Annotated in this window: 12 protein-coding genes and 1 pseudogene; 7 read left to right on the top strand and 6 right to left on the bottom strand. The window is 68.9% G+C overall.

Annotated features, from left to right (window positions below; genetic code table 11):
• Positions 1-139 precede the first annotated feature (139 nt).
• Entirely contained in the window at positions 140-6250 is a 6111-nt protein-coding gene (locus JHN63_RS17640) for a DNRLRE domain-containing protein (protein ID WP_200682024.1), read from the bottom strand.
• 314 nt (positions 6251-6564) lie between these two features.
• Positions 6565-6732: a hypothetical protein gene (locus JHN63_RS17645; RefSeq protein WP_200682025.1), complete on the bottom strand. Its 168-nt coding sequence runs from the start codon at positions 6730-6732 to the stop codon at positions 6565-6567.
• A 254-nt stretch (positions 6733-6986) separates the two neighbouring features.
• Here JHN63_RS17645 and JHN63_RS17650 point away from each other — a divergent pair, with 254 nt between their 5' ends.
• The 4 genes from JHN63_RS17650 (at position 6987) to JHN63_RS17665 (ending at position 12081) form a co-directional block, all read left to right on the top strand.
• Complete coding sequence (locus tag JHN63_RS17650) at positions 6987-7889, top strand: SAM-dependent methyltransferase (protein ID WP_200682026.1); 903 nt, start codon at positions 6987-6989, stop codon at positions 7887-7889.
• An 81-nt stretch (positions 7890-7970) separates the two neighbouring features.
• Complete coding sequence (locus JHN63_RS17655) at positions 7971-9188, top strand: PLP-dependent aminotransferase family protein (RefSeq protein WP_200682027.1); 1218 nt, start codon at positions 7971-7973, stop codon at positions 9186-9188.
• Between the two features lie 105 nt (positions 9189-9293).
• Positions 9294-11198, top strand: coding sequence for an FHA domain-containing protein (locus JHN63_RS17660; RefSeq protein WP_200682028.1), 1905 nt, complete (start codon positions 9294-9296; stop codon positions 11196-11198).
• A gap of 55 nt (positions 11199-11253) precedes the next feature.
• A complete protein-coding gene (locus tag JHN63_RS17665) occupies positions 11254-12081 on the top strand; it encodes an arylamine N-acetyltransferase (RefSeq protein ID WP_200682029.1) in 828 nt (275 codons plus the stop codon).
• Positions 12082-12100: 19 nt separating this feature from the next.
• Here JHN63_RS17665 and JHN63_RS17670 read toward each other — a convergent pair whose 3' ends face one another.
• The 3 genes from JHN63_RS17670 to JHN63_RS17680 are packed head-to-tail and all read right to left on the bottom strand — an operon-like array spanning position 12101 to position 14048.
• Entirely contained in the window at positions 12101-12958 is an 858-nt protein-coding gene (locus tag JHN63_RS17670) for a DUF4253 domain-containing protein (protein ID WP_200682030.1), read from the bottom strand.
• Between the two features lie 41 nt (positions 12959-12999).
• Positions 13000-13239, bottom strand: a complete 240-nt coding sequence (locus JHN63_RS17675; RefSeq protein WP_200682031.1) for a DUF397 domain-containing protein — start codon at positions 13237-13239, stop codon at positions 13000-13002.
• The gene (locus JHN63_RS17680; RefSeq protein ID WP_200682032.1) at positions 13236-14048 is read right to left on the bottom strand and encodes a helix-turn-helix transcriptional regulator; all 813 of its coding nucleotides are present in this window, start codon (positions 14046-14048) and stop codon (positions 13236-13238) included. The genes JHN63_RS17675 and JHN63_RS17680 overlap by 4 nt, the downstream gene beginning before the upstream one ends.
• Before the next feature lie 122 nt (positions 14049-14170).
• On the opposite strand from JHN63_RS17680, the pseudogene JHN63_RS17685 reads away from it, so the two are divergent.
• Positions 14171-14548 (top strand): annotated as a pseudogene (locus tag JHN63_RS17685) (ATP-binding protein); the annotation flags it as partial.
• A gap of 21 nt (positions 14549-14569) precedes the next feature.
• Here the strand turns inward: JHN63_RS17685 and JHN63_RS52730 are convergent.
• On the bottom strand, positions 14570-16465 hold the full coding sequence (locus tag JHN63_RS52730) for a hypothetical protein (protein WP_234477285.1): 1896 nt from the start codon (positions 16463-16465) through the stop codon (positions 14570-14572).
• 159 nt (positions 16466-16624) lie between these two features.
• Here JHN63_RS52730 and JHN63_RS17690 point away from each other — a divergent pair, with 159 nt between their 5' ends.
• Positions 16625-16801 (top strand): hypothetical protein, encoded by a 177-nt coding sequence (locus tag JHN63_RS17690; protein WP_200682034.1) that lies wholly within the window; start codon positions 16625-16627, stop codon positions 16799-16801.
• Between the two features lie 109 nt (positions 16802-16910).
• The gene (locus JHN63_RS17695) at positions 16911-17825 is read left to right on the top strand and encodes a calcium-binding protein (protein ID WP_200682035.1); all 915 of its coding nucleotides are present in this window, start codon (positions 16911-16913) and stop codon (positions 17823-17825) included.
• The last annotated feature ends 14 nt before the right edge of the window (positions 17826-17839 follow it).

The following is a 17839-nucleotide window of genomic DNA, read 5'->3' on the forward strand; positions in this document are numbered from 1 at the left end:
GCGACGTTTGGACGGGTCTGGTACCGCCCCGCGGTCGTGATCGTCTGGACCGGCTCACCACAGAACTCGGCGGCGGGAGGGTATGGACCCTTCCGCCGCCGATTACCTGGTCACGCTCGCGCTATTTGCCAGTGGTGGCCTACTGGTGCCAGATGTAGTTGTAGTAGGGAGGGAGTCTCAGGTAGACGAACTCGATTCCACGTCGTGGATACCAGCTCATCACGTACCCGATGTACCACGAGGTCCAAGCTGCCGCTGCGGCGATGAGGGCTCCGACCAGAGTCGCTTGTCCCCAGGTCATGGCCTTGTCGAGGGCCTTTACGGCACCCGCGATCGCACCTGCTTTCGGTAGGCCGTTGTCGAGGGCGTCCCGGAGCATGCTGGCGTGCTTCCGGCTGAGCTTCATGGTGCAGTGGAAGTAGCCGCAGGAGAAGTTCGTCTTGTTGTACTTGGCGATCGGCTTGCGCCCGTCAAGGTCGAACCTGTTCACCGGATCGGCGGGATACGTGTACGCGTCGGTGTTCGCGCCATATACCGAATCGGTGCTGAGGAACCGTCCCAGGGCGGGGTCAAAGAGCCGGGCACCCATGAGAACCACTCCGCTGAGCGTGCCGGCTGCCCGCTGGTAGCTGCCCAGGGCGCCGTAGAGCGTGTCCGCGGTGTCCGCGTCCGCGTTGCCGTACTCGTCATAGTGCTGGACGGTGCTTGCCACAGAGGTGTCCAGCGGTTGCTGGACCGTGATGTCTCCATGGAGGTCGGCGAGTTGCAGGATCGTGTCGCCGGTGACCGAGGTGACGGCGGCCAGTTGGCCTGTCAGGTCTTGGACGTTGCGGCTGACAGTGCCACCCGTGGACGTCCAGGACGGGTTGTCCGACGTGTCGCTGTAGTGATTCGTCGTGCTCGTGCCTGTGGTCCAGCTGCTGTCCGTGCCCTGTTCCTGGGTTTTCCGGACGGCGAGGCGTTCGGCTGCGTCCAGACTCCAGACGTTGCGGCTGCTGCCGACGGTCTCGGTGTGGACGAGGTCGTTGCTGTAGTACGCCAGGGCCGCGCTGCCGCTGGTCGTGGTGCGGCCGAAGGCGTCATACGCATAGCCGGAGTTCACCAGACGGTCGGCCGAGTCGTAGGTGTACGACGTGGCGGCCGCGGTGGTGTCGGAGGTGCTGCTGTCGCAGTCGTCCGAACTCGTGGTCAGGGCCGTGCGGTTGCCGTTCGCGTCGAAGGTGTAGGCGCGGGTGGTGCAGCCGCTGGCGGTGGTGTCGGCGGCCTGGGTGAGGCGGCCGGCAGTGTCGTAGGTGAAGTCGGTCTGGGTGGTCGAGCCATCGGTCCGGATGTGGTCGGCCTGCTTGCCGGTGACTGCGAAGTCCGCGGTGTCGGAGGCGACGGTGGTGCCGTCCGAGGCCGCGTACACGCGGTCGGTCTGCTGTCCGGCCGGGTTGATGGTGAGGGTCAGGGTGTAGTCGCCGGGCAGCGTCTCGGCGGTGAGGGTGCCGTCGGCGTCGTAGGTGCCGGTGAAGGTACCCGCTACCGAGTCGGTGAGAGTTTTCAGGTCGCCCGCGGTGTTGTAGGTGTAGGTCTTGGTCGACGGAGCCGAGTCGGTGGTCTTCACCGTCCGGTCCAGGACGTCGTACGACGTGGTTGTGGTGTTGCCCGCGCCGTCGTCGTAAGAGATCTGCCGGCCCAGGGCGTCGTAGGTGTGGGCGATGGTCTGGCTGTTCGCGGTCTGGGTGGCGGGCTGTCCGGTGGTCTCGTCGTAGGTGAACGTGGTGATGGGGGTGCCCTCACCGATGCCGCCGGTGACCGCTGTCCTGGTCACGCGACCCGCGCTGTCCGTCGTGTAGGTGGTCGTCCGCGTCACGTCGTTCGCGGTTTCGGCCTTGGCGGAGATCTGACCCCAGCGGTTGTAGGTGTAGACGGTGGTAACTGCCTCGTCGGGGTTGTCCCCACCATTGGTGATCGTGGCCGCGGGCGAGGTCTTGCAGAGCAGCCCGGCCCATTCGGCGGAGGCGCAGGTGCCCGTGGCGTCCGCGCTGTAGTAGGTGTACGCGAGAGTGCCCGCGTCAGACCCGGAGGATCCTGCGGTGCGGGTGGTGGCCACCCGGCCGACGGCGTCGTACGTGCTGACGGTGGTGCCGGGGTCTCCGCCGGTCGTGGCCTTCTGCTGGCCGGTGGCCCAGTCGTACGTGGCTGTCGACTCCTTGGTGTCGGCGTCGGTGGCGTAGCCGGCGACGGCCGCCCCGCTCGCGATGGATGTCACGAGACCTGAGACTGCGGCTGTGTCCGGCCGCCCTTCGTCGTAGGTGTACGAGGTGTGGGCGCGGGCCGGGAGAACCGTACCGGCGGCCAGGGTGGAGTCGGTGGTGGAGCCTGCCAGTTCCTCGGTGAGAGCGATCTGGTGGAGCGGGCCGTACTCGTCGGTGAGGCGGGTGCCGTCGGCCGAGTACTGCGAGATGGCGGCCAGCTGCTGGGCGCGATCGGCGGTGGACAGGCCGGTCAGGCCGAGTTCGGCCAGTTCGTCGACGGCTCCGGCCGACGTGCCGAGGGCCAACTTGCGGTTTGCCGCGGTGAGTTCGGCGGTGACGTTGCCGTACTCGTCGTACTCGGTTGTGCTGATCGAGCCGTCGGGGCTCGCGGTGTCGATCTCCTCGCCGTTGGAGTTGATGTAGGCGATGGTCGCCCGGTCGTAGGAGTCGGAGGCGAGGTCACCGCCGGTGGTGGAGGAAGGGGTGCTGTCGGCCGGGAAGATCGCGGTGGCGTCCGTCGGGGCCTCGTTCTGGGCCCAGGTGGCGACCGTGTCGGCGTCCATCTGGTGAGGGGCGGTGGAGCCGGACAGCGGGACGTCGTAGACGACCGTGGTGGTCGCCGTGCCGGAAGTGGTGCCGGCGGTGCCCTCGGCCAGGGCCTGGCGGGAGGCGCTGAGCAACATGCCGGACCCGGAGGTCAGCGCCGAGCCGACCTTGCCGTAGGTGAACGTCCAGGGCAGCTCACCCGGTTCGGTGAGGGTGGCGACGCGGCCGTCGGAGTCGTAGGCGTACTCCGTCTTCAGCGTGGGGCTGATCCGCGGGTCCCAGACCTGGCGCAGCTTGCCGGACGCTCCGTAGGCGTACGAAACGAGGGTCTCGGCGGTCGCGGCCGAGGCACCGGGGTCGGTGGCCCACAGCTTGACCGCCTTGACCTGCCCCTTGTAGTCACCGAGCGCGGAATTGGTGGCCGTGGTGGTGTCCGCGTACACGAACTCCAGCACCCGGCAGCCCTTGGTGGTGGGATCGGCCTGGCAGGCGGCCGCCTTGACGGCGCTGGTCGGCGAGATCACGTACTTGGGACGAGCCAGCGTCTCAGCGCCCGAGGCGACGGTCTCGGAAACGGTGGTGACCGTCGTGTCGTCGACTGCGGTCGCGGACGAGGACAGCGTCCAGGTGGTGGCCGCGTCGGCGGCCTTCGCGAACACCGTGGTGTCGGCGTCGGTGTCGGTCAGGGTGAACTTCGAGCCCGACAGAGCGCCGGTCAGGGTCAGGTCCTCGGCGCCGGTCTCCGGTGCCCAACTGCCGTCCGACTTCAGGGTGAAGGCGGTCGCGCCGCCATCGCCGGAGAGGAGTTCGACAGACGTGGCGGAGGTCTTGCGGATTTGTGTGTAGTCGCTCGCCGCGGCCGAGACGGAGGAGACCCAGCCCGGACCGAAGATCTGTGCCTGGCCCTCCTCGTCGGTGTCGTTGGCGCGCGAGGAGTAGGTGCGCTCCACGCTCCCGCCGAACCCGGACGCGTCGGTGGCATCCAGGGTGTAGTCGCCGGTGAGTTCGTTGACCTCGCCCGGTCCGACGGCGGCGGTCGGCGCGGTGCCCGCGTCCCGGTCCAGGGTGACCTCGACAGTCTGGGAGTGCCCGGTGGTGGTGCCGTCGGTGAAGGCGGCGCGCAGCTGGATCGAGCCGTCCTCGGAGAGCGAACTGACCGTGTTCCAGACCAGTTTGGTCGCAGTGCCGGAGGTGACGGCGACCGGCCAGGAGGAGACGGCGTCACCGGAGGCGGTGACATCGCCCACCGGCACGGTGTGCCAGTCGTCGGTCTCGCCGCGCCGGTACTGCCAGGTGACCCCGGTGTAGGAGGTCAGTCCCTTGGCGGCCAGGGTCAGGCGGCGGGCCGTGGTGTCGCCGTCAGCGGGCGAGGTGATGGCCGCGCCGTCCGCGCCGACGCCGAAGCTGTAGGCGGTGGTGGCTGAGGAAAGGTTTCCGCCGGAGTCGACCGTACGGACGTACAGGGTGTGCCAGCCGTTTGCCGGATCGATGCTGACCGTCGCCGGGTCACCACCGTTGCCGTTGGTGGTGTCGAGCTGCTTCCTCGGCAGGCTGCTGTCGTCCAGCCCCCAGTAGTAGCCGGCACCGTCGGACGAGGAGGTGTCGATCGTGCAGGTGTCGGCGGATGCCGCCCTGGCAGTCCAGCTGTCCTGCTCGTACGTGCCACAGGTGACCGTCGGGGTGGCGGGCTTGGCGACGTTCGGCACGAAATAGATGTACGACGACCAGGCTCCGTAGTCGGTGCCGTCGTAGGCACGCACCCGCATCCGCATGTGCTGCGCGGGCAGGGCACTCGCGCTGGGAACGGTCAGCTTCGCCGTACTGCCGGAAGGGACGCTGGAACTGGTCACCGTGTACGAGTACGTGGCCTCGCTGGTGTACGCGGGGTCGTTGGTGACCTCGAACTGGGCCTTGGTGCTGGACCCGTCCGGGTCGGTCACCTTCGCCGACAGGGTCGGGGTGTAGGTCGTGATGTATCGCTTGCCGCTGTAGGCGTTGACCTGGGAGGGCGCGATCGCCGGTGAACTCGGCGTTGACGGGTACGAGTTGTAGGTGACCGTGAGATGCGGTTCGACGGAGCTGTCACCGGAGGCATAGTTGGCGGAACGGAACCGGCGCCAAGTCGTGGAGTCGGTCTCGCTCGCACCGGCGATCCGCAGACCGTAGTTCGACGAACCGTCCGCCCATGCCTGCACGATGTCGTCGATGTCGAAGTTCATCGTGCCGGCGGGACAGGAGCTGCTGTACCCCTTCGCGGCGGTGTTGGTCACCGCCCCGGTCGCGGTGGTCGACGGCTGGGCGGCCCAGGTGATGTCCGACGACGACCACGTGGAGGTGATCCGCCGCACCTGCGTACCGGCTCCCGAAGTGGCACAGGTCGAGGAGTAGTACGAGTACAGCGCCAGGTTGGTGTCGGTGATGTGCTTGCCCTTGAACGCCGACACGTCGAACTTCAGATAGGAGCGGGCCTTGGTGGTACCCGCGTCGTACGTCCCCGACTTCAACTCGGTCGAGGAGACCTGCGAGTCGGTGTAGTTGGTGGCCACCCAGGTGTCCGTGGTGACAGCCAGGGTGGAAGTGGGATCGACGGTGACCGGGTAGGTCAGGTCCTGAGTGAAGTAGTCGGCGTCCGGGGTGAGGACGAGGGTCTGGGTTCCGTCGTCGGCGGTCTCGACCAACGCGTCGACCTTCGCCTGGTGCTTCGATTCACCCGAGGCGTCGTCCTTGCTGGAGTCCCACATCATCGGGGCGGGTGCCTCGGCGACCAGCTTGCCGTCCGTGTCCTTCAGCAGCAGGTGCCCGGAGCCGGCCACCGACAGCTTCAGTCCGTCCAGGTTCAGCGGGATGCGGTACTCGGGCGTTCCGTCCGGGGCGGAGTCCAGAACGATGTTCTCGCTGAAGCCCTGGGCCAGTGCGGTCACCGACAGTGTCTGGTCGTCGCCCAGGTCGTAGGAGGCGGTGTCGTCCTTGACCGTCGGGGTCGGGAGCTTCGACGTCCAGCCCAGCCCGAACGACTTGCTTCCCTTGGACACGCTCGCCAGATCGGTGTCACCGCCGTCCGAGACGGTGATGTCCGCCGCGGCCACCTCCGGCTCCAGCGCTGTCCCCGTGTCCGACAATGATGTGTCGATGTCCTGCCAGGTATTGCCGACCTTCTGCCGGATCGGGCCCGCATAGGTGGAGGTCTGCAGTTCACCGCTGGGTAGGGCGTAGGTCGTCGAGTCAGCCGTCCGCTGCGACAGGACCTCGATCTTCCGGTCCTGCAGGCGTGCCATCAGCAACGCCGACGACACCGAATCCGCTGCCGACGCCATCGACTTGGTAGTGTCCGATGCCGCTGTCGCTTCCGTCGTCGTACCGGAATCGGCAGCGAAGGCTGCCCCCGTCGCCAACGACACCAGCGCTGTTTCGGCGGCCAGCACGGCGGCGATCGTCAACGCCGTGCGTCTGAGCCTGTGTTTCATCACAGCTCCTGTGTTCACACTGCGACGCCCCCTGCGCCGCGAGTAGCGAGATCAAAGGTCAAGAACCTGTGAAGGCAAGTTCACGCCAGGCATAGAACCTCCATAGATGACTCAAATTTGAGGGAATGACCCTTGACGAGAAAGGTCATGCGGTTGCGTCGCGATCGCATTCGTGAAAGGTCAAGGCGGAATCTTTGCCGGTGGCGTTAACAAAACGGGCAGGTGGGCGCCAATTGCTCCCGCCCTCGGCTGACGTGTACACATCTCAACCGTTAACAAGCTGTAACCCTCATCGTTCTGTGCCAACCGGCCCGTCAGGGCGTGGACCCCGTCGACACCGACGTGGGGCTCACGCCCGACGGGCCCTCGTCGCGTACGCCCATGCCGTCCTTGCACCCCGAGAGCAGCAGCGCGGCGAGGACGGCCGTGGTCGCGGCCAGGACGCGGACGCGGGTGCGGGATCGGGTGGCGCGGGCGGGCATGGGTTCCTCCTGCGGAAGCGAAGCGCGTCATCGGGTGCAGCTTGGGTGGTCGTACCGCGTGAGCGCTACGGCTGTCATCGGATTCGGGACGTCCGGACCGTCCCGCCCGCGCTGACCTGCGGGGATGTCCGCCCTTCCGGGCACGACGCGGGACGTCCCCCGGGACTTGGGCACCACCAAGTCCCCACGGGAGTTAGGTTGTTGACCACTGCTCTGGTTGTCCGTTGAACGACCCACTCTCCTGGGAGACGCCCATGCCCGGTGACGCCCTCAGCCAAGACCCCGCCGAGCTGAGAAGGAGGATCGACACCAGCAAGGCCCACCCGGCCCGTGTCTACGACGTCTTCCTCGGCGGCAAGGACAACTACCCCGTCGACCGCCAGGCCGCCGCCGCCGCGCTCGCCGCCAACCCGCGCGGCTATCTCGACGTCCGGCACAACCGGGACTTCATGCGCCGCGCCGTGACCCGGCTGACGCAGGAGCACGGGGTGCGCCAGTTCCTCGACATCGGCACCGGGCTGCCCACCGCTGAGAACGTCCACCAGATCGCCCAGGGCGTCGCCCCCGAGTCGCGGATCGTCTACGTCGACAACGACCCGGTGGTGCTCGCGCACGCCCGCGCCCTGCTCACCAGCAGCCCCGAGGGCCGTACCGACTACATCGACGCGGACCTGCGCCGCCCGGCCGACATCCTCGAACAGGCCTCCAAGACCCTCGACTTCAACGAGCCGATCGCGCTGCTCCTGGTGGCGATCCTGCACTTCGTGGAGGACGAGGAGGCGTACACGCTGGTGCGCGAGCTGGTGGACGTGCTGCCGTCCGGGAGCCATCTCGTGCTCAGCCACCTCACCGACGAGATGCATCCGATCCCGACCCGCGCGGTCCAACGGACGTACACCGAGCGGGGGTTCACCTTCGTGTTCCGTACGAAGGACGAGGTCGAGCGGTTCTTCACCGAGACCCCGGGGCTGACCCTGGACGAGCCCGGTGTGGTCCCCGCCCACCAGTGGCACCCCGGCCCGGCGCCCGCGCCGCCGGTGGTCGAGCAGGCGTACTTCGACAGCCTCGACGACATCGAGAAGATCACCTACCGGGACATCAACGACGTGACGGACGACGACATCAACGTGTACGGGGCGACCGGCACGACGGCCTGACATCGGCCGCCCGCGACGGGTGCCCGTCCGGATCGCGGAAACCTGCTTGTAGGCGGCACGTACCTTCCTACGCTGTTCCGCATGACCGTCACCGAACCCGCCCCCGTCCCTGCCGTCCTCCCGCCGCTCGCCGCGCGCGCCCGTGCGATCGGGGGTTCGCCGGTGCGGGACATCCTCGCCGTCACCGCCCGCCCCGAGGTGATCAACTTCGCGGGCGGGCTGCCGGCCCCCGAACTCTTCGACGCCACCGGCATCGCGGCCGCGTACCAGGCGGTCCTCACAGAGACGCCCGCCCGGGCGCTCCAGTACGCGACGACCGAGGGCGAGCCGGTGCTCCGTACCGCCCTCGCCGAGCGCACCTCGGCGCGCGGACTGCCCACCGCCGCCGACGACCTCCTCGTCACCACCGGTTCGCAGCAGGCGCTCTCGCTGCTCGCGACCGCGCTGCTGGAACCCGGGGACGTCGTCCTCGTCGAAAGTCCCTGTTATCTGGCGGCACTTCAGGTCTTCGCGTTCGCCGGCGCGCGGGTCGTCGCCGTGCCGGGGGACGCGGCCGGGGTCGACCCCGAGGCCCTGGAGGAACTCGTCGTCCGGGAGCGGCCCAAGCTGCTCTACACCGTGCCGACCTTCCAGAACCCCACCGGCCGCACCCTGCCCGCCGACCGCCGGGCCGCCGTCGCCGCGATCGCCGCGCGGCGCGGGCTGTGGATCGTGGAGGACGATCCCTACGGCGAACTCCGCTTCGAGGGCGAGCGGTTGCCGTGGATCGCCGCGCAGGAGGGTGCGGCCGACCGTACGGTCCTGCTCGGCTCCTTCTCCAAGGTGATGGCCCCGGGGCTCAGGCTCGGGTGGCTGCGGGCGCCGGCCGCCCTGCTGCGGGCCTGTGTCGTCGCCAAACAGGCGGCCGATCTGCACACCCCGACCGTCAACCAGCTCGCCGCCGCACGGTACTTGGCGGACAACGACCTCGACGCGCATGTGGCGCGGGTGGCGGCCGTCTACCGGGAACGGCGCGATGCCATGCTCGCGGGTCTTGCCAACGCCCTCCCCGAGGAGTCGAGTTGGGAGCGTCCCGAGGGCGGCATGTTCCTGTGGGCACGGCTCCCGGAGTCGTACGACACGACGGAACTGCTGTCGCGGGTGGTGCGGCAGGACGTGGCCTATGTCCCGGGTGCGCCCTTCTACGCCGGGGAGCCCGACCGCGCGACGATGCGACTGTGCTTCGTGACGCAGACGCCGGAGGAGATCGGGGAGGGGCTCAGGAGGCTGGGGAGGGGACTGCGGGAGCGGGCGGCCTGACTGGGGGATTCGTTCCCGGGGTAGTGCGCTTATGGTGACCGGGGTTCCCTGTTGCCGGTGAACACCCCTGGAAGTGCGCCGAGTTGATTCCTGGGAGGGAATGCCATGGCACCGGTGCTCGTCGGACGTGAAGGTCTGCTGGCGGGAGAGCGCATCCCGATCGTCGACACCCGCGTCACCTTCGGACGCAACGCGGGGAACACGGTCGTCATCGCCAGCCCGAGCGTCTCGCGTTTCCATGCGGAGATCGTCTTCGACCAGGACCAGGGTTACGTCCTGAGCGACTGCGGCAGCAGCAACGGCACGCAGGTCAACGGGGAGGAGGTGGAGTCCCGGCTGCTCCAGCCCGGGGACGGGATCACCATCGGGGACCAGGAGTTCCGCTTCGAGGTCGCGGACGCCATGCAGACCCTCATGGCCCTCAACCTGCCCCGCTCCGTGACCCACCCGGAGGAGGCCGACGAGGGCTCCCTGCTGCGGGTCACCGTCGTCGGCGGCGGTCCGGTCGGGCTGTCCATGGCGCTGCTCCTGGAGCACTTCCTCGGCGCCCAGGTCAAGATCACGCTCTACGAGGGCCGTTGGCGTCGGCGGGGCCGTACCGTCGTCTGGAAGAGCGCGGACGAGGGCAACGTACGGCGGCAGCAGGTGGTGACCGTGCAGAGCCGGCAGTACCTCGCCTGGCCGCAGTACGTGCAGGACCGGCTCTTCGACCCTGAGAACTACACGGAGATGTGGCCCTCGGGCCCGGACTCGATCGGCGACCACCACCCGCGCAACATGCGGATCGCCTACATCGAGGACAAACTGCTGGAGCTGGCGAACGAGAAGCGGGACCGCATTCGGCTGATCCCCGCCAAGTTCGACCCGGCGGAACAGCGCGACGAACTCGCCTCGCAGCATGTGCTCGCCATCTGCGACGGCGGCCGGTCGCGCACGCGCGAGCACTTCGCCGCCCGCTTCGGCAAGGCCGACGAGTCGATCTACTCCCTCGACGGCGTCCACCTGCGGGACGTCGTCCTCGGCCTGCGCGTCAAGTCGGAACTGCCGGACCCCATGGCCATCCTCCTGACGGTCGCTCAGAACCGTTTCCTGCTCAACTCGTTGCGCGGCGAGGGCTTCCTCAACATGCGGCTGACGGACGCCGAGTTGGCGGAGGTCATCGGCATCGACCCGGTCCGCCGGGTCTTCGAGGAGTGCATCGCCTCCCGCCCGTGTCTGATGAACCGCGACGAGCACGGCGACTTCCAGTGCGCGACCCACGGCACGCTGTTCCTGCCCGCGCTGATCAAGGGTTCCCCCTTGTGGAAGCGGGTGCACGAGGGGCTGCGGCTCTTCGACGTCAAGTCCCAGGACCTGTCCGCGGTCACCAGCTTCCGCCTGGACATGGTGCAACGCCCGCGTTTCTCCGCCGAGTTGCTGCCCCCGACCGTCAACTCGCCCGGCACCTACGGCTTCCTGCTCGGCGACGCGGCGAACTCCATCCACTTCTGGCCGGGCCGGGGCCTCAACAGCGGCCTGGCGTCGGCGATCTCGCTGGCCCGCTCCCTCAACAGCGCCTGGAACGGCCGCCCGTTCCGCGACGCCGACTTCCTACGGCACGAAGCGGCCATGTCGATGCTCCAGTACCGGCACAAGAGCCGGGCCTGGAAGGCGATGGTCACCACCGACGACCAGGGCGTCACCTGGGCGATCAAGGACATCATCGACCACGGCATCGACGGCATCGAGGAGGAACCCGACCGCGAGGCGGACACGGCGACCCTGCTGGCACGCATGGCGGCGATTCGGGACAGGTTGGCGCCCCGCCTGCCCGGTATGCCGGACGACGAGGCGATCCTGGAGCGGCTCGGGACGCTGGAGTCCAGGACCCTGCGCATGCTCGTCCTCAGCGGCGCGTGGGACACCCTGACGATGGGCGGCGAGGAGGTCGACATCGACATCTTCTACGGCCCCGACTCGTCGGCGGCGGCAGCGGCGGTGGAGGCGCTGGAGCCGGCGACGCAGCAGTGAGCCGTGCGGTGCGGTGCGGCGCGGGGTGTCGCGGTGCGTTGCCTAGGCTGGAGGCATGTCCGACAGTGATGGCTTCGACCTCGACGACTACCTCGCGCACATCGGTTGGGAGGGGGAGCGGCGGCCCGACGCGGAGACGCTGCGGGGTGTGCATCTCGCGCATATGCGGGGCATCCTGTTCGAGAACCTGGACGCCCTGCGGCGGACGGCTCCCTCCCTCGAACTGCCGGACCTGACGGCCAAGTTGCTGCACAGCCCGCGCGGCGGCTACTGCTACGAGCAGAACACGCTGCTGGCCGTCGCGCTGCGGGCGCTGGGCTTCGGGGTGACCCTGCTGACGGCGCGGGTGGTCGTGGGCACGGACCGGATCGAGAGCCGCCCGCGCACCCATATGACGCTGCTCGTCGAGGTGCCCGGCGACCCGCGGCCGTATCTGGCCGACGTCGGGTTCGGGGCGATCGGGGCGCTGCTGGAACCGGTGCCGTTGGCGCTCGGCGGGGAGTTCGAGGGCGCGGGGCGCAGGCACCGGTTCGTCCAGGTGCCCGCGCATCGGGGGCCGTTGGAGCTGTGGGCGCTGGAGACGTACGTCAGCGGGGCCTGGCAGGCGCAGTACGTCTTCACCCTGGACCCCTTCGAGCACGTCGACTTCGACGTCATCAACTGGCACATCGCCACGAACCCGCGCTCCCCCTTCACCCAGCGCCTCTTCGTCCAGCGCGTCACCCTCGACCGCCATCTCCTGCTGCACGGGCGCCTGTTGACCGAGACGCGGGTCGACGGCGGGGTGAGCGTGCGGGAGTTGACGGACGAGGGGGAGGTGCGGCGGGTGCTGGAGGAGGAGTTCGGGATCGAGGCGCCGGAGGGGATGACGTTGCTGAACTGAGCGGGGAGCGGAGTTCAGGTCAGTCCCACCAGAAGGACCACACCTGCTGGTTGAGCACCTCCTGCTGGGCGTACGCGCGCAGCGTCTCGTGGTGGCCCTGCGTGATGTTGTCGGGGCAGAAGGCGAAGTGCTCGGCGGCGACCGCCTCGGCCTCGGCCTGGGTCGTGGGCGGGGCCGCGACCGACAGCACCAACTGGTCGAAGGTGAGCGCCACGACGCGTATGCCGAAGCGGTCCTCCCAGGAACGCAGGACGGCACACAGCCGGGCCACGTCACCCTCGTAGTTGACCGCACCGGACCAGCCGATCGCCGCCGGGATGTCCGCGCTGCGGCGGGCCGGGACCAGGGCGAGGCGCGGTTCCTTGAGCCAGGAGCCGCTCTCCGTAAGGGAGTCGGCGATCTCGGCGGCGCGGGCGTCGGGGTCGACGGCCGACTCCCGTTCCGTTGACGTGGCGGGCGCGAGGCCCGGCCACTCGGGGCCGTACGGGGAGATCGTCTCGTCCTCTTCGGCGTCCGTCGCCTGCTCGCCGAAGAGTTCGTCGGCCGCGCACTCCTCCCAGAACTCCTCCAGGACCTCTTCGGCGTCATGGTCCCCGGGGTACGACACCTCGTCGGGCATCAACTGCCAGTCCGCCAGGCCGCCTTGGTCTCCGCCGACGTCCACCAGCACGGGGAGCAGCCCGGCGGTCCGGCGGGCGACCTGGAGCGTGTCGTAGTCACCGGGCCCCGCCGGTCCGTCCGCGCGCCACAACAGCGGTTCGTCCGACGGGCCTTCGTCCGTCACGTCGATCAGACTCCCGGGAGGGAGCACAAGCCCGAGCGAACTGCCGCTCGGGTCGGCCGCCAGCTTCGGCAGCGGATTGGGAAGGGTCGCCATGCCAGAAACTGTAGAGGCGAGCACTGACAGCGGGGGACCGACTAGAGGGTGGTGGTGAACGCGGCCCAGGTGGTGGGGGTGAGTTGGAGGGTGGGGCCGCCGGCTTCGGGGTTCTTGGAGTCGCGGATGTGGATGGTGTGGGGGCAGGTGGCGACCTCGACGCAGGCGCCGCCCTCACTGCCGCTGTGGCTCGACTTCCGCCAGGCGTAGGCGACTTCGAGGCACTGGCCGCCTTCGCTGCCGCTGTAGCTCGACTTGAACCACTGAAGTGCGGTGCTCATTGATCTCCTAGCAGACGGTCCAGCAGGCCCCTGGACTCCTGTGGTGACAGGGCCTGTGACCGCAGCATTGCATACTTGCGCGCCAGCCTGGATACCTCGTCGAGGTCCGCGACCCACTGGCTGCCGCGCTGTCCTTCTGTGTAGGCGAGCTGCTGGTGGTCCGGTGTCTCCAGGAGTGTGAAGGGGCCGTCGAGACCAGCGTGCGCGGCCGTGTTCATCGGCAGGATCTGGAGTGCCAGGCCCGGGAGTTCGGCGCACTCGCGCAGAAAAGCGAGCTGTTCGCGGCGGGCCTCCGGTGTGCCGATGCCGAGGTGCAGCACCGGCTCCCAGATCACGAAGCTCATCGTCGGCGGGTTCTTGCGCTGCAGGATCTCCTGGCGCTCGATTCGGCCCGCCAGCTTCGCCGCGATCTCGTCCTCGTCGTACGCCGGGATGCGTTCCGCCAGGACCGCGCGGGCGTACTCCGTGGTCTGGAGCAAGCCCGGGATGACCGCGTTGTCGTACCAGGACAAGGCGATGGCCTCGCGCTCGTGCAGCATGTACTCCTCGGCGTAGAGCGGGAATTGGTCGATCTCCGGCAGGTTTTCGACTCCCGCCTCGAACGTCCCCTTCGTGTCGAGGATCCCGTCCAGCGTCCGCGCGAGCGTGGGCATCAGCCGGCGCCTGCCCTGCTCCACCGACGCGATCGTCTCCTCGTCGACCATCGCCCGCTCGGCGAGCTGGCGTTGTGTCAGCCCGGCGGCCATGCGGGCTGCTTTCACCTGTGAGCCCAGTAGCCGCATCGCCGAGCGGTTCTTCTTGGAGTTCATTCTGTGGTGCTCCCCACATCCACCCGTTTCGGACCCCGCGCGAACCCGTACTCCACCCGTACAAAAACGGATCCCGGGCTCACGCCCTGTCAACGGTAGTGACGTTGCGCAACTCTTGTCCCGTGAACCTGAGTGAGAAGTTCTTCCGGCGCGAACGCCGGTCCGTTCCCGCCGCCAGGGATTTCGCTCACGCGTTTCTGACCGCGTGGGGGCTCGCCGGGACCTCGCGCGGTGCGGATGTACTGCTCTGCGTAAGCGAGTTGGCGACCAACGCACTGGTGCACGGGGTGCCGCCGGGGCGTCAGTTCCGGCTGGTGCTGCGGTGCGACGGGCGGGTGTTGCATGCGGAGGTGCATGACAGCGGGGGTGGGGTTCCGCGCGTCGGCGACCATCCCGGCGGTACGGATGAGGGTGGGCGGGGGTTGCTGCTTGTGGCGGCGCTCTCGGACAAGTGGGGGGTGCGGGAACGGGACTTCGGGAAGGTGGTGTGGGCGGAGTTCGGGTGTGAGGGGGGTGGGGCCTCAGGTCTCGGTCTCGGGGCGGTTCATGAACTCCGGGGTGAGCAGGGCTCGGTAGGGCTCGAAGACCAGCTCCGGGGAGAGCTGGTGCACGGCGATCCCTCTGGCGATCAGGTCGAGTCCCTCCAGTGACTCCCTGCGGATGATCAGAGGCATCACTTCCGCGGCCAGTTCCCGAGCGGCGCGGTCGAGGGGCGGCGGCCACTCCCGGTGCAGGGCCGCCACGGCGTCGGCCAGCTCCTTCCACTCGCCTTGGTACACGCCCGACAACATCTCGCCGAAATACACGCGAGGCACCTTGGTCCACAGGTGCAGCAGCAACTCGGTCTGGGCGAACGGGGGTCGGGGCAGCGCGCCGAAGAGCAGCCAGCCGAAGTCGCTCTCCTGGCCGTCCCCGTCCCACAACTCGTCCACCAGGGCGAGGATCTCCTCGGTCGGCCACTCGCGGACGACGGCGTGGATCACGAAGTTGTTGTGCACGCTCAGGCGGCGGCCCTGGTCGAGTTGCTCCCGCAGGTAGTCCGTGACATCCGCCCGTGGTCGTCGGACGAACGCGGTGATTCCTGATCGCACCATCCTCGGCAGTTCGTCACCGACACCGGCCAGATGCACGGCCAGGGAGAGCACGTCGCTCGGTGTGCGCCGCAGCGCGGCTGCCAGCAGCATCTGCGCACCCTGCTCGGCCCGCCGCATGGGACCGGACCTCGTGGTCAGCGCCAGAACCAGTCGCGCGAGCTCCTCCGTCGGCAAGGAGAGCGCCAGCACGGCCCGCAGCCGTACGGAACCCTCCGCCCATCGATGCGCCAGGAGCCGGTCCGCCAGCAGCATGACCTCATGTGGACGACGGTTCTGTACGAGTGCGTCGAAGGCCGGGTCCGCCGGGTCCCGCGTGGCCAGCAGCGCGACCGCCGTCTCCTCGGCCCAGGTGAACGCGCTCGTCGGCACCTCGCCCAACATGTCCCACCACAGCGGGTTGTCCGTGCCGTCCGTGCTGGTCGAGCCGTTGTCCGCATTGTCCGCGCTGGACAGCGCGAGCGTCTCCGCACCGTCGTCCAATGCGGTCACGGCACCGCGCAGACGGTCGGCGATCGCCTGGCCGACCGCCTCGGCCCGTTCCAGGGCCGCGTCCACGTCGTCGCCGTAGCCGCTCTGCGGGGCGACTTCCTCCGCGCCCGGCGCCGGAAGCCGCGCGGTCCCCCGCTCGCGACGAATCGCCCGGGTTCGGGTCATGGCCTCCGCGAAGAGTGCGGTGGCCAGTTGGCGGTCGCGCTCGGTGCGGGCCAGCCGTGCGCTGGTGCGGTCGCGGCGTTCGATCGTGCGGGTCAGTTCCGAGTCGATGCTCCGGAGACGCGGCAGGTCGGGCGGGACCGCTGTCATGGTCAACTCCCGTTCCCGGGTGAGGTGTTCCACCTCGTCGGCGAGGACGACCACCCACACGGACAGCACGGACGCGAGGGCGGTGGCGTCGCGCAGGGCCAGTTCGGACTCGTACCGGACCTGGTTGAGGGACGCCAACTGTTCGTACAGCTCGATCGTTCTGGCCTGGGCGGACACCGCCACACTTCTGCTGACCGGAGTACGCCGTTTCTCCGCCCTGGCCAGCAGATCGAGACCCTCGGCGAGCAGGCGTTGGCGACTCGGCCGTAGTCCGGGCGCGGCCGTGCACGCCTCGACGACCGCCGTGACGAACCCGGCGTCGAGCTTCGCCCCCGCCAGCCGCTCACTGATCGCGGACTTGCTCAGACCGGTCACGCCCGCGTCGGCCAGCGCCTGAACCGTGATCCCCGCAGCCTCCACCCGCTTCCGCAGGAACGTGGCGAGGGCCGTGTACTCCTCCGTGTCCGCGCGCACCGGGCCGAACTTCCGGCCGGCCCGACGGGGTAACTGCTGCTCGGTCATCTGTCCCCCGGTCCCGATGCCCATATGTCCACGGACAAAGGGCATTGTCCGGCACCGCAGGGCCCATGGTCAGGCACTTCCACATCGCGGTTGAGGACAAATCGCCGTCCTGCGCAGGCTGTTCGCAGCACCCCACCCACGGAGAAACGAGGAACGACCATGCCCGCGCCCAAGCGCACACACCCCCGCACCCTCGACCTGCTCGCCTTCCTCGCCGTCCTGGCAACCGGCATCGTCCTGCTGCTCATCGGCGTCCCCCCGAACTCCCTCGCGATCGTCGTCGTCGCGATGGGCGGCCTGTACGGCGCCTGGCTCGGCATCGGTCGGGGCGACTGAACACTGCCCGACGGAACCGTGAACTCCGCAAACCGGGGCACAACCCTCTCCCCGCACCGGCGGTCACTCGTGAATGTCGGAATCCCCTGCTTCACACGGAGGTTGTGCCATGCCCGCTCCCCGTATCAGCCGCAGGGCCCTGCGCGCCGCCTCGGCTCTCGGCCTGGCCGTCGGCGCCGGGCTGGCCATGACGGTCGCCCTGCCCACCAGCGCCGGAGCCGCGACCGCACCGGCGACGGTCACGAAGACCAACGACAACCGGCTCGTCTACAAGGCGGCGCCCGGACAGGTCAACAAGGTGACTGCCAAGGCGACTTCGACGGACGGCGGCGACAGCATCACCTACGTCATCGACGACGTGGTCCCCGTCAGCATCGCGGCCGGCGTCCCCTGCACCCACCCCACCGCCTCGGACCTCACCAAGATCTCCTGCCAGGCCATGGGCGGGTCGGCCGACCGGCCGTTCGCCGTCATCCTGATGTCCCTGGGCGACCGCGACGACTCCATCAGCTACGACAACGCCACCGGCCAGGCCCTCAACTCGGCGCTGCTGATGCTGGGTTCGGGCAACGACAAGGCGGTCGACACCGGCCAGTTCGACGGCAACGAGATCGACGGCGAGGACGGGAACGACTCCATCGTGGTCGGCACCGACGCCATCGTCTTCGGCGACGCGGGCAACGACACGGTCCGACTCGGCGCCCGCTCCCGGGCGTTGACCTACGCGGGCAACGACACGGTGTACGCCGACGGCGTCGACAGCTGGGTGGACGCGGGCCCGGGCAACGACCACCTCTACGGCGGCGCCGGCAAGCAGACCCTGAACGGCGACGCCGGCAACGACACCATCCGCGGCGGCACCGGCGACGACGTCCTGCACGGCAACGCGGGCAACGACATCCTGTACGGCAACAGCGGCAACGACTTCCTCTACGGCGAGGCCGGCAACGACAAGCTCTACGGTGGCCCGGGCCACGACAAGCTCTCGGGCGGGGCGGGCTCGAACGTCGTACACCAGGACTGAGCAGGCGGGACTGA

Source organism: Streptomyces sp. MBT65 (genome assembly GCF_016612545.1).
Classification (GTDB): domain Bacteria; phylum Actinomycetota; class Actinomycetes; order Streptomycetales; family Streptomycetaceae; genus Streptomyces.